Below are 12,862 nucleotides of genomic sequence, written 5' to 3' on the forward strand. Positions count from 1 at the left end.
TCGTGGGGGGGGAGGTCCGCCGTTCCCGCCCCCTTAGGGTGGCGACATGACCACTTCGCGTGCGGTGACCTGGGACGTCATGGCGAGTCATGGGTACGGGACCGCCTGGGTCGCGTTCGACGGGGAGACCCTGCGGGCGCGGGGTCGGGCGGTGGGGACGGATCCGGAGCCGTACTGGGTGTCGTACGAGCTCGAAACCGGCGACGGGTACGTGACCCGGCGGCTGCGGGTGACCACCGAGACCCCCGAGCTGACGCGGACCCTCGATCTGCGGCACGACGGGCGGGGCGAGTGGACCGCCGACGGGGAGCCGTTGCCGCAGGTGCACGGGGCGCTCGACTGCGACCTGGGCCTGTGTCCCCTGACCAACACCATGCCCGTGCTCCGGCACGGGCTGCACCGGACCGCCGGTGAACGGGAGTTCCTGATGGCCTGGGTGTCGGTACCGGATCTGGCCGTACGGCCCTCGGTGCAGACCTACACGCACCTCGCCGCCACCGGCGGCGGCGGGCGGGTGCGGTTCGCGTCGGGTGACTTCCGCAGCGACCTGGACTTCGACGCGGACGGCCTCGTCGTCGACTACCCCGAGCTCGCGTCGCGGCTGACGCCTCGCTAGCGCTCTGTCACCTTGCCGTCGGCGACCTCCAGCCGGCGGGTGACGTGGACCGCGTCCAGCATCCGGCGGTCGTGGGTGACCAGCAGCAGTGTGCCGGTGTAGGCGTCGAGGGCCGACTCCAGTTGCTCGATGGCGGGCAGGTCGAGGTGGTTGGTCGGCTCGTCGAGGACCAGCAGGTTGACGCCCCGGCCCTGGAGGAGGGCGAGGGCGGCGCGGGTGCGCTCGCCGGGCGAGAGGGTGGCCGCCGGGCGCAGCACGTGGTCCGACTTCAGACCGAACTTGGCCAGGAGAGTGCGCACTTCGGCCGGTTCGGTGTCGGGCACCGCCCGCTGGAACGCGTCGAGCAGGGTCTCCGGGCCGTGGAACAGCTTGCGGGCCTGGTCGACCTCGCCGACCAGCACGCCCGAGCCGAGCGCGGCGTGCCCCGCGTCGAGCGCGACACGGCCGAGGAGCGCCCCGAGCAGCGTCGACTTGCCCGCTCCGTTCGCGCCGGTGACCGCGACCCGGTCCGCCCAGTCGATCTGGAGGGACACCGGGCCGAGCGCGAAGTCGCCGCGCCGGACCTCGGCGTCGCGCAGGGTCGCCACGATCGCGCCGGAGCGGGGCGCCGAGGCGATCTCCATGCGCAGCTCCCACTCCTTGCGGGGCTCGTCGACCACGTCCAGCCGCTCGATCATGCGCTGCGTCTGCCGGGCCTTGGCGGCCTGCTTCTCGCTGGCCTCGCTGCGGAACTTGCGGCCGATCTTGTCGTTGTCGTTGCCCGCCTTGCGCCGGGCGTTCTTCACGCCCTTGTCCATCCAGGAACGCTGCATCTGCGCCCGGTCCTGGAGGGCCGCCTTCTTGTCGGCGTACTCCTCGAACTCCTCGCGCGCGTGCCGGCGGGCCACGTCGCGCTCCTCCAGGTAGGCCGCGTAGCCGCCGCCGTAGAGGTTGATCTGCTGCTGGGCGAGGTCGAGTTCGAGGACCTTGGTGACCGCGCGGGTGAGGAACTCGCGGTCGTGGCTGACGACGACCGTGCCGGCGCGCAGGCCGCCGACGAAGCGTTCGAGGCGCTCCAGGCCGTCGAGGTCGAGGTCGTTGGTGGGCTCGTCGAGCAGGAACACGTCGTAGCGGGAGAGCAGCAGGGAGGCGAGTCCGGCGCGGGCCGCCTGGCCACCGGAGAGGGACGTCATGGGCTGGTCGAGGCCGACGGCGAGGCCGAGCGAGTCGGCGACCTCCTCGGCGCGCTCGTCGAGGTCTGCGCCGCCGAGGCCGAGCCAGCGCTCCAGGCCGATGGCGTAGGCGTCGTCCGCGCCTGGCGCGCCGTCGACCAGGGCCTGGGTGGCGGCGTCCATGGCGCGCTGGGCCTCGGCGACGCCGGTGCGGCGGGCCAGGAACTCGCGCACCGACTCGCCGGGCCTCCGCTCCGGTTCCTGCGGCAGATGCCCGACGGTGGCGGTGGGCGGGGACAGGCGCAGCTCGCCCTGCTCCGGGGTGGCGAGTCCGGCGAGCATCCGCAGCAGCGTGGACTTGCCGGCACCGTTGGCACCGACCAGCCCGATCACGTCGCCGGGCGCGACGACCAGGTCGAGGCCGGTGAAGAGCGCGCGGTCACCGTGACCGGCGGCGAGGTTCTTGGCGACGAGGGTGGCAGTCATCAGACCGCCGATTCTAGTGGGCCCCAGTGGTCCGCCCATCGCCTCGGTCTCTCAGCGGGCCATCGCCTCCACCAGCACGCTTCCCGCCGTCCTGGCCACCAGGTACGACTCGCCCCGCACGGCCTTCGCGTCGAGCGGGATGCGGTGCCGGCCCGGTTCGAGCAGGCCGTCGAAGACCTCGTGGGTGTGGGTGCGGGAGAGCCGGTCGAGGCGGTACGCGGTGAGCCGGACCCGGCAGGCGGAGGTGACCTCGACGCCCGCCTCGCCGTCGGCGGTCACGAGGCGGGTCAGTCGGCGCAGTTCGGCGGGACCGCGGTCGAGGGCCTGCTCGATCTGGGCGACGAGCAGCGGGACGATCGGGGCGAGGCCCTCGACGTGGGCCACCTCGACCCCGGCGCGTTCGAAGGCGCCGCGTACCGCCGCGCGCTGCTCCTCGCCGACGCCCCGGGCGAAGGCGACGGCGCCGTAGCCGCGCAGTTCGCCCGCGGGGACACCGTCGGCGTCGTGGATGATGTCGGCGCCGATGCCGATGGTGCGCAGGGCGGCGGCGAGCTTGGCGACCAGGGCGATGCGGGCGCCGATCAGCAGCACGCGGCGGCGGCCATCGGGGCCGTCGGCGTCCAGCAGGGAGTGCAGCGCCGTGCGGTACTCGTCGCCGTGGAAGCGGAACGGGCCGATGCCCTGGTAGCCGTTCAGCGCCAGGTCGGCCTGTTCGGCGGTCTGCCAGGCGAAGTCCCGCCACACGTAGTCGTCGCCGGCGTGCTCGATGATCGCGGTGACCGCGCCGCACGCGAGGTCCGCGCACTCGGGGCAGCCGTAGATGACGTACCGCCCGTCGGGCAGCGGTGCCTCCGCCTCCAGCAGCAGGCCGCGCACCTGGGCGGTGAAGATGGCGGGCGGGACGTCGGAGGCGAGCGGGGAGACAGCGTCCAGGTCCGAGAGCTGGAAGAGCAGGGGACGCCCGTCGACGATGAAGTCCACGAAGTCCCGGTGCACCTGGTAGCCACCGTCTGCGAGAACTCCACCGGCACGCATCGCCGGTGCCAGGCCGAAGGTCGCGTACGCGGCAGACATACGGTGAGTATCCCCACACTTATGGCGCTCTGATCGCGGCATGACACATTCCGCTACCGTCCCCGCATGAGCAGTCACGCGAAGGACGGTGTGATCGTCGTCGGCGGCGGTGTCATCGGGCTCACGACGGCCGTGGTGCTGGCGGAGCGGGGCCTGCGGGTGCGGGTGTGGACGCGGGACCCGGCCGAGCGGACCACCTCGGCGGTTGCGGGCGCGCTGTGGTGGCCGTACCGGATCGAGCCGCCCGAGGCGGCGCGCGGCTGGGCGCTGCGCTCCCTGGATGTCTACGAGCAACTGGCCGAGCGCCCCAAGGTCACCGGCGTACGCCTGGTCGAAGGGGTGATGGGCGAGACGGATCCGGACAGGACGGACGCCTGGGCGGCGGGCCGGCTCAAGGGGCTGCGGGCGGCGACGCCCGAGGAGTACGCCGGTCCGGTGGGGCTGTGGGCGCGGCTGCCGCTGGTCGACATGGCGGCCCATCTGCCGTACCTGCGGGACCGGTTGACGGCCGCGGGCGGGGTCGTGGAGGAGCGCACGGTGTCGGCGCTCACGGAGGTGGACGCGCCGGTGGTGGTGAACTGCACGGGGCTGGGCGCGCGGGAGCTGGTGCCGGACGCGTCCGTGCGCCCGGTGCGCGGTCAGCTGGTCGTGGTGGAGAACCCCGGGATCCGCACCTGGGTCGTCTCCAAGGACGCCGCCGGTGAGATCGCGTACGTCTTCCCGCATTCGGGGCGGCTGGTGCTGGGCGGCACCTCGGAGGAGGACGTCTGGTCGCGGGCGCCGGATCCGGCGGCGGCCGAGGCGATCGTACGGCGGTGCGCGGCGCTGCGGCCGAAGATCGCCGGGGCGCGGGTCCTGGAGCACCGGGTGGGGCTGCGGCCGGTACGGGACACCGTGCGGCTGGAGCGCGAACCGCTGCCGGACGGGCGGGTGCTGGTGCACAACTACGGTCACGGGGGTGCGGGCGTGACCGTGGCGTGGGGATGCGCGGAGGAGGCGGTACGGCTGACCGCCTCCTCCTGACACGGGGAACCGGACAGGCGTCAGTGCTTGCCGATCGGGTCGCCCTCCACATCGGGACCGCGGCCCGGGCCGATGCGGAGCTCGAACTCGCCGTCGTACTTCTTGTGGCCCTCGATGACGGCCAGTTCGACCGCCTCCGAGCCCATCTCGTTACGGACGATGACGGGGTCGCGGCGCAGGTCGCGCATGAGCGCGACACACATGAAGATCATCACGACGACGAACGGGGCCGCCGCGAGGATCGTCAGGTTCTGCAGACCGGTCAGCGCGTCGCCCTGGCCGCTGCCGACCAGAAGCATGACGGCGGCCACCGCACCGGTGAGCACACCCCAGAACACCACGACCAGGCGGGCCGGTTCGAGGGCGCCCTTCTGGGAGAGGCTGCCCATGACGATCGAGGCCGCGTCGGCGCCGGAGACGAAGAAGATGCCGACGAGGATCATCACCAGCAGGCTGGTGACGGTGGGGATGGGGAACTCCCGCAGGAGCGCGAAGAGCTGACCCTCGGGGGTGGACTCCTCGCCGAGCCGCCCCTGCTCCTGCATCTTCATCGCCGAGCCTCCGAAGACGGCGAACCAGACCAGGCTGACCGAGCTGGGCACGAGGATGACGCCGCCGACGAACTGCCGGATCGTACGGCCCCGGCTGATGCGGGCGATGAACATGCCGACGAACGGCGTCCAGGAGATCCACCAGGCCCAGTAGAAGACGGTCCAGCTGCCCAGCCAGTCCGCGACGCCCTCGCCGCCGCTGGCCTCGGTGCGGCCCGCGAGCTGCGGGAGATCACCGAGGTAGGCGAAGACCGAGGTCGGCAGCAGGTCGAGGACGATGACCGTGGGGCCCGCGACGAACACGAACAGGGTGAGCACCAGCGCCAGCACCATGTTGGTGTTGGACAGCCACTGGATGCCCTTCTTCACACCGGAGACCGCGGAGGCGACGAACGCCAGGGTGAGCACCGCGATGATCGCGACCAGCAGCCCGGTGCTCACGTCGTCCATCCAGTCCAGTTCCCGCACGCCGGAGCCGATCTGCAGCGCGCCGAGCCCGAGCGAGGCCGCGGAGCCGAAGACGGTCGCGACGATCGCGAGGATGTCGATGACCCGGCCGGCGGTGCCGTTCGCGTGCTTACGGCCGATGAGCGGCGTGAAGACGGCGCTTATGGTCTGACGGCGACGCCTGCGGAAGGTGCTGTAGGCGATGGCGAGACCGACCACGGCGTAGATCGCCCACGGATGGAGCGTCCAGTGGAACAGGGTGGTGGCCATGGCCGTCTCCATACGCTCGCCGGAGTCGGCCGGGTCCGTGCCCGGCGGTGGCGTCGTGTAGTGCGCGAGCGGCTCGCTCACGCCGTAGAACATCAGGCCGATGCCCATGCCGGCGCTGAACATCATCGCGACCCAGGACACCGTGCGGAACTCCGGCTCCTCGCCCTCGGCGCCGAGGTGGATCCGGCCGTAGCGGCTGGCCGCGAGCCAGAGGGCGAAGACCACGAACCCCGAGGCGGTCAGCATGAACGCCCAGCCGCCGTTGTGCATCAGCCCGCTGAGCATGCTGCTGGAGACGCTCTCCAGGGAGTCCGTCGCGATCGCGCCCCAGATCACGAAGGCCAGCGTGAGCACGGCGGTGACCCCGAACACGATCCGGTCGGTCCGAGGCGGTCCCTGACCGGGAAGACCCGCCTCCGAACCCGGCAGTGAGTCCCCTGCCGGGCGGTGGTGGTCGGTCGGTCGGTCATTCGTCACGGGCGGCACCTTTCGTCAGAGCCACGGAGGTCACAGTGATCCCTCCGTCTCGCCCCTACCCATGTGGCGGAAAATAGGCCTGTTTCATCGGCCCGTGTCGGGACACGCCGCGCCGGTGTCACCGCCTTCCGTCCGGCAGGCGCTGGGCGGTGCGTGGATCGCGTACGCCGCTCAGTTCGGTGGCCTGGAGGGCGGCGTCCGTGGACGCACCGGCGGTGGCGCGGGCGTAGGCGGCCGTTCCTCCGACGACCGGGACGCGTGCGGAGGTGCGGGACAGGTCCAGGGTCAGGGCCGGGGTGTCGGCCGGAGGGTCGATGAGGTCCTTGTCGGTGCCCGCGACGATCAAGCCCAGCCGGTGTCCGGCCGGGACGACGTGGTCGGTCGCGGCCAGGTCGAGGGTGAGGGTGTACCGCTTGCCCGGGGTGAGCGGGCGGCCGGTGAGGTCCGAGGCGTGGTTGCCCAGGTCGGCCCAGCCGCGGCTGACGATCGTGTAGCCGACGTCGGTCTTCTTGGCCCGGGTCTCCTTGTAGCAGGAGCTGTCGCCGGTGGTGGAGGGACCCCAGCAGGTGCGGTCGGGGAGGGTGGTGATGCCCTCGGCGGCGTCGGCGTAGTCGCGGATCGTGGCGGGGCCGAGGTCCACCAGGACGGCCGAGAGGTGCGCCGTGGGGGTCGTGGGGGTCGCCGTCACGGTGATCTCGGACGAGCCGGCGAGGCGCAGGTCGCGGCCGAGGGGGCGGGTGACGAAGCCGGCCTTGTCCGGGGTGGTCAGGTCGATCTGCGCGGCCCAGTCGGTCTCGCCGTGCCGCGGGTCGTCCGTGAAGGTCTCGGTGCCCTCGCCGGGGCGCAGGCCCAGGGTGCCGACTCCGGGCCGGGTGCCCTGGGCGGGATTCAGCCGTACGGTGTCCGTGCCGCGCGGCGGCCAGGACTTCGACGTCACCCACTGGTCGGGGTGGCGTTCGATGTCGGCCATGGGCTCGCGGTCGATGCCGTTGTCGTAGCCGAGGAGTTCGTGGTCGAACCAGCGGTGCAGGGTCTTCACCCAGGTGGCGCGGCGGAAGTCGAAGGGGTCGACGTGGCCGGTCTGGGAGAGCCAGATCTTGCGCTGCACGCCGTTCTCCGCGAGGGCGTCCCACCACGGGCCGACGTGCTGCATGCGCACGTTGAGGTCCTGCATGCCGTGGACCAGGAAGACGCTCGCCCGCACCTTGTCCGCGTCCCTGACGTGGTCGCGCTCGCTCCACAGCGGCGTCCAGTCGCCGGTGCGCGGGGCGCCGTCGGCGAGCCTGCGCTGCACGGCGCCGCAGCGGGCGCGGGCCTCGGGGCTGTTGACGTAGTCGGAGAGCCAGTCGGGGCCTGAGCCGTACAGCGGGGCGCCCTTGGCGAAGTAGTAGTCGTACCAGGAGGAGATCGCGCTGATCGGCACGATGGTCTCCAGGCCCTCGACGCCGGTGGCGGCGACGCCGTTGGCGATGGTGCCGTCCCAGCTCTTGCCGATCATCCCCGTTCTGCCGTTGGTCCAGCCGGCCTCGGCGCGGGTGGTGCCGGTGCGGGTGGTGTAGGCCTCGCCGCGCCCGTTCAGCCAGTCGACGACGGCCTTCGCGGACCGCACGTCGGACCGGCCGCCGACGTCGACGCAGCCGTCGGAGCGGTTGGTGCCCGCGAGGTCGACGGCGACGAAGGCGTAGCCGCGCGGCACGAAGTAGTTGTCGTAGTACAGCGGCATCTGGACGACATCGCCGTCCGCGTCGTACGTCTTGCGCTGGCTCTCGTTGCCCCGGCCGCAGCACGAGTAGTACGGGCTGGCCTCCATGACGACCGGCACCTTGCGGCCCTGCTGGGCGGGTTCGCGGGGGCGCACGATGTCGACGGCGACGCGGTCGGACCGGCCGTCGCCGTCTCCGTCGAGGCGGGTGTCCACCCAGACCGCCTCGCGAACGGCGGTGTCGTACGCGTAGACGGGGCGGCTCTCCCGTGGCGTGTTCTCCCCCGGCGCGCCCTGTGCCGCGGCGGGGGTGAGCAGAGTGGCCGTCAGGGCGGCGGTGGCCGCCGTCGCGAGCGGTCTCCAGGTCGTGAAGCGCATACGTGTCGGCATGCGCCGGACGGTACCGCCGTCAACTGCTGTGCAGAAGGGGGCGGCTGACGACGCGCCGCGGCGGATGTGAGTGGCGAGAAACCGACGTCGGGGTGTCCGGGTGTATGAAGGCTGAATGGCGATCTTGTGACAGCAGTTGTTGTGGACAAGCCAGGCGCGCCTGAACATCAATAGGCCCCGAACAGCCCTTTTGCCCCTACGACTTGGAGATTCAGTGCACCGCAGAATCACGACGCCGGGCGCACTCGCGGCGGCGTCCCTGTTGCTGGCGGTCCCGGCATCGGCCGCGAGCCACTCCCCCGGCGCCCCGGGCATCGGCGACCCCTACTACCCGGCGTACGGCAACGGCGGATACGACGTCTCCCACTACGACCTGCGGCTGAAGTACCAGCCCGCGGACGACCGGCTGGAGGGCACGGCGACCCTGCTGGCGCGAACCACGCAGGACCTGTCCCGGTTCAACCTGGACTTCCTGCTGGATGTGGGCGAGGTGCGGGTCAACGGAGCCAAGGCGGCGTTCAGGACCTCCGGCCGGCACGAACTGGAGATCACGCCGGGCAGGCCGTTGGCCAAGGGGACGTCCGTCACCGTGGTGGTGCGCTACAGCGGGGTGCCGTCGTCGAAGCAGGCCTACGGCTTCACCAGCTGGCTGCGGACGGCGGACGGCGGGGTCGCGGCCGGTGAGCCCGAGTCGGCGTGGTGGTGGTTCCCGAGCAACGACCACCCGCTGGACAAGGCCACCTTCGACGTGTCGGTGCAGGTCCCGGACGGGACGCAGGCCATCTCCAACGGCACGCTCCAGTCGACGAGTTCGAGGGCCGGGTGGACCCGCTGGAACTGGCGGTCCAACAAGCCGCAGGCCACCTACCTCGCCACGCTGGCGGTCGGCAGGTTCGACATCACGACCGGGACGTCGGACAGCGGCATCCCCGTCGTCAACGCCTACTCCAAGGATCTGGGCGACCTCGGCGGCGCGGCGCGGGCCAGTGTCGAGCGGACCGGGGAGATCGCGGACTGGCTCACCGACTACTTCGGGCCGTATCCGTACAACGCGCTCGGCGGCTACGTCCCGAACACCGACACCGGCTACGCGCTGGAGACGCAGACCCGGCCGTTCTACAGCCCGCGGCAGTTCACGAACGGGTCGAACACGTCCGTGGTCGTGCACGAGCTGGCCCACCAGTGGTACGGCGACCTGGTGTCGGTGTCCCACTGGAAGGACATCTGGGTCAACGAGGGCTTCGCCCGGTACTCCCAGTGGCTGTGGTCCGAGAACGAGGGCGAGGGGACGGCGCAGGAGATCGCGGACTACGTGTACGCGTCGCACCCGGCGGACGATCCGTTCTGGACGGTACGTCCCGGTGACCCCGGGCCGGAGAACCAGTTCCACCTGGCCGTCTACGACCGGGGTGCGCTGGCCCTGCAGGCGCTGCGCAACGAGATCGGCGACGAGGACTTCTTCGCCGTTCTCAAGGGATGGCCGCGGAAGTACGCCCATGGCAACGCCTCGGTGGCCGACTTCCGCAGGTACGCCGAGGGGGTATCCGGGAAGCGGCTGGGCGGGCTGTTCGACATCTGGCTGTTCCAGCCGTCGAAGCCGGGGGCGCCGGCGGCGCGGGACGCCTCGATCTCCGCCCGGGCGCTGGGGGCGAAGGGGGCGTCGGAGCAGCCGAGGTCGTGGAAGAAGATCGCGGCGACCAATGGTGTGCACGACCATGAGCACGGCGGGTGAGGGCGCGTACGGGCAGTCGTAGGCAGCGGAGTGGGCCCGGGGTGTGCGGATGCCGCCCCGGGCAGCTTCGGCCACTCGTCATCCGCTCATCTCGGCCGCGCGTTCGAGAAGTTCGTCCCGCCCTATCGCGTCCGCCTCGGTCGACGGCACCGTGCACGCGTGGGCGCCGGCGATCACGCCGAACAGGGCGCATCGGTCGGGCGGTTCGCCGCCCAGGTGGCCGAAGAGGAAGGCCGCGGCGAAGGCGTCCCCCGCGCCGTTGGAGTCCACCACCGGGGCGGGCGGCGGCACCGCCGGGACGCGGGTCACGTCGCCGTCGGCGAGGACGTACGCGCCCTGGGCGCCTGCCGTGGCGACGACGATCTGGGCGCGGCCGCGCTCGGCGATGCGGCGCATGGTGCGCTCGGGGTCGGTGAGCGCGGCGGCGGAGACGAAGACGATGTCCGCGGCGAGGGCGAAGGGCTCATGGTAGGCGTTCTCGCCGTCCCAGTCGTGGAGGTCGGTGGAGAGGGGCACGCCGGTGTCGCGGAGCACGGGCAGGGCGTGCGCGCAGGGGTGGGTGATGGCAACGTGGACATGGCGGCTCGTCTCCGCCAGCGCCCGGACCGTCGCCTCGGGCAGCCGGTCGTCGGCGTGCGCGCGGCTCGTGTCGTACAGGGAGAGGCGTCTGCCGTCGGGGCCGACGAGGTTGACCGCGCGCTTGGTGCCGGCCGGCTGCGGGACGGCGGTGAGGGTGATGCCCTTGTCCCGGTGCAGGGCGCGGACCAGGTCGCCCTCGGGGTCGTCGCCGAGCAGGTCGAGGTGGTGGGTGCGCAGGCCCAGCGCGGCGAGGCCGAGGGCGACCAAGTCCCCGGTCTGGCCGGCGCGGGTGCGGATCCCGGAGTCGATCATGTAGCTGTCGGCGTACGGCAGGGGCAGCTCCGGCACGTACACGATGGTGTCGACCCCCGCCCCGCCCAGCACGAGGACATCGGCGCCGGCACTCAACTCCCGCCCTCCCCGTGGTCGTGGACCGTCACGGCGAACCGGTCTCTCGTCGTGGGCTCCACGGGCAGGGAGTCGCTGCGGGTCGTTCGGGGCCGGTCGCGCAGTTCCCCGCGCCCCTTCAGGGCGCGCCCCTGACGTGGCGGACAGAGGCCGGTGGCGTCACCCCGGACATACTTGATCTCCGACATGACGCCACCGTAGGCGGTGCCACTGACAGTGGTTGCGGGGCCGCGGGCTACTTCGTCAGGCGGGACAGCTCCTGGTCCGAGTCGCGCGAGGTGCGGCGGCGCAGGGCGTACCAGCCGCCGACGAGCATGATCGCGATCAGCGGGACGAGCAGCAGCGTCTTGCGGCCGACCTCGGGGTCGTTCCACATCATGGCGAGGCAGGCCAGCAGGAAGACGATCGTGGTGATCTCCGTGACCGGGCTGCCGGGCAGCCGGAAGTGCGGTCGCCGCACCAGGCCGGCCTTGGCGCGCCGGACGAAGATCAGGTGGCAGACCATGATGATCACCCACGTGCTGATGATGCCGAGCGAGGCGACGTTCAGCACGATCTCGAAGGCCTGGGCCGGCATGAGGAAGTTGAGACCGACACCGAGCACACACACCGCGCAGGTCAGCAGGATGCCGCCGTAGGGCACCTGGCTGCGGTTCATGCGGGCGGTGAACTTGGGGGCGGAGCCCGCCATCGCCATGGAGCGCAGGATGCGGCCCGTCGAGTACAGGCCGGAGTTGAGGGACGACATGGCCGCGGTCAGGACGACCAGGTTCATCACATCGCCGGCCGCGGGAACGCCGATCTTCGACAGCACCGTGACGAAGGGGCTCTGGTCGGCCGAGTAGACCGAGCCGGGCAGCAGCAGTGCCAGCAGGACGACCGAGCCGACGTAGAACAGGCCGACGCGCCACATGATCGAGTTCACCGCCCGCGGGACGACCTTCTCGGGCTCGGCGGTCTCGCCGGCCGCGACACCGACCAGTTCCAGCGCGGCGTAGGCGAAGATCACGCCCTGCATCACGAGGACGACGGGCATCACCCCGTGCGGAAGGAACCCGCCGTTGTCGGTGATCACGCTCAGACCGGGCGTCGTACCGCCGACCTCGTGCTGGGTGGCCAGCAGGAAGATGCCGACGAACATGAAGCCGACCAGCGTGGCGACCTTGATGATCGCGAACCAGAACTCCATCTCGCCGAAGATCTTCACCGAGATCAGGTTCACGGCCAGGACCACCGCGAGGGCGATCAGCGCCAGCACCCACTGGGGGATGTCGGTGAACATGCTCCAGTAGTGCGTGTAGAGCGCGATCGCGGTGATGTCGGCGATGCCCGTCGTCGACCAGTTCAGGAAGTACATCCAGCCGGCGACGTAGGCGCCCTTCTCACCGAGGAACTCGCGCGCGTACGACACGAAGGACCCGGAGGACGGGCGGTACAGGACCAGCTCGCCGAGGGCCCGGACGACGAAGAAGGCGAAGACGCCACAGACCAGGTAGGCCAGCGCGAGCGCCGGGCCTGCGCTGTGCAGACGGCCACCGGCGCCCAGGAAGAGGCCGGTGCCGATGGCGCCGCCGATGGCGATCATGTTGACGTGGCGGGCCTTGAGATCCTTGCTGTAGCCGGCGTCGCCCGCGTCCGCGGGCGTCGTGGTCGTCCCGTTCCCGGCGGTGATTTTGGCCGTGTCCACGGCTTCCTTGCTCACGGGTGGTACCACTCTCTGGTGCGCCCGAACGTCGTGCGCTCGGGTGTCCGTACGTGACTCCGGTCCGTGACCGCGCTCGTGACGCGGCACAGACCAAGGCAGCACCTTCCCATACGAATCGACCACCCGGCGGTGGCTCGTGTCACAGAGCGTTGCTTCTCACACAGTCACCCCACGTCCATCCCACGATCATCTCCGGTTCATCACAGGGTGCCCCCGGGGTGCGCACGAGGTTTCACAGCACTGGTGAGACA

The 12,862-nt window shown here is 71.4% G+C and carries 10 protein-coding genes; 3 read left to right on the plus strand and 7 right to left on the minus strand.

Features of this window, described 5'->3' with window-relative positions:
• Positions 1–46 precede the first annotated feature (46 nt).
• Positions 47–616, plus strand: a complete 570-nt coding sequence (locus tag ACFV6X_RS03490; protein WP_385376977.1) for a putative glycolipid-binding domain-containing protein — start codon at positions 47–49, stop codon at positions 614–616.
• Here ACFV6X_RS03490 and ACFV6X_RS03495 read toward each other — a convergent pair.
• A complete protein-coding gene (locus tag ACFV6X_RS03495) occupies positions 613–2,253 on the minus strand; it encodes an ABC-F family ATP-binding cassette domain-containing protein (protein ID WP_385376980.1) in 1,641 nt (546 codons plus the stop codon). The two genes, ACFV6X_RS03490 and ACFV6X_RS03495, sit on opposite strands and share 4 nt — an antisense overlap.
• A 51-nt stretch (positions 2,254–2,304) precedes the next feature.
• On the minus strand, positions 2,305–3,327 hold the full coding sequence (locus ACFV6X_RS03500; protein ID WP_385376982.1) for an oxidoreductase: 1,023 nt from the start codon (positions 3,325–3,327) through the stop codon (positions 2,305–2,307).
• 66 nt (positions 3,328–3,393) lie between these two features.
• Between ACFV6X_RS03500 and ACFV6X_RS03505 the strand changes: the two genes are divergently transcribed.
• Positions 3,394–4,350 carry an FAD-dependent oxidoreductase gene (locus tag ACFV6X_RS03505; protein WP_385376985.1) on the plus strand — a complete coding sequence of 319 codons (957 nt, stop codon included), beginning with the start codon at positions 3,394–3,396 and terminating at the stop codon, positions 4,348–4,350.
• Between the two features lie 20 nt (positions 4,351–4,370).
• Here ACFV6X_RS03505 and ACFV6X_RS03510 read toward each other — a convergent pair whose 3' ends face one another.
• Complete coding sequence (locus ACFV6X_RS03510) at positions 4,371–6,095, minus strand: BCCT family transporter (protein ID WP_385376988.1); 1,725 nt, start codon at positions 6,093–6,095, stop codon at positions 4,371–4,373.
• A gap of 118 nt (positions 6,096–6,213) precedes the next feature.
• Positions 6,214–8,187, minus strand: a complete 1,974-nt coding sequence (locus ACFV6X_RS03515) for a Xaa-Pro dipeptidyl-peptidase (protein ID WP_385376991.1) — start codon at positions 8,185–8,187, stop codon at positions 6,214–6,216.
• Positions 8,188–8,401: 214 nt separating this feature from the next.
• Between ACFV6X_RS03515 and ACFV6X_RS03520 the strand changes: the two genes are divergently transcribed.
• Complete coding sequence (locus tag ACFV6X_RS03520; protein WP_385376994.1) at positions 8,402–9,919, plus strand: M1 family metallopeptidase; 1,518 nt, start codon at positions 8,402–8,404, stop codon at positions 9,917–9,919.
• Between the two features lie 78 nt (positions 9,920–9,997).
• On the opposite strand, the gene ACFV6X_RS03525 is transcribed toward ACFV6X_RS03520, so the two are convergent.
• The 3 genes from ACFV6X_RS03525 to ACFV6X_RS03535 are packed head-to-tail and all read right to left on the minus strand — an operon-like array spanning position 9,998 to position 12,608.
• A complete protein-coding gene (locus ACFV6X_RS03525; RefSeq protein ID WP_385376997.1) occupies positions 9,998–10,906 on the minus strand; it encodes a PfkB family carbohydrate kinase in 909 nt (302 codons plus the stop codon).
• Positions 10,903–11,094 (minus strand): hypothetical protein, encoded by a 192-nt coding sequence (locus ACFV6X_RS03530; protein ID WP_385377000.1) that lies wholly within the window; start codon positions 11,092–11,094, stop codon positions 10,903–10,905. Before ACFV6X_RS03530 ends, ACFV6X_RS03525 begins: the two co-directional genes overlap by 4 nt.
• Positions 11,095–11,141: 47 nt before the next feature.
• Positions 11,142–12,608 (minus strand): amino acid permease, encoded by a 1,467-nt coding sequence (locus ACFV6X_RS03535; protein ID WP_385377002.1) that lies wholly within the window; start codon positions 12,606–12,608, stop codon positions 11,142–11,144.
• Positions 12,609–12,862: the final 254 nt, after the last annotated feature.

This window comes from Streptomyces sp. NPDC059861 (assembly GCF_042731435.1).
Taxonomy (GTDB): domain Bacteria; phylum Actinomycetota; class Actinomycetes; order Streptomycetales; family Streptomycetaceae; genus Streptomyces.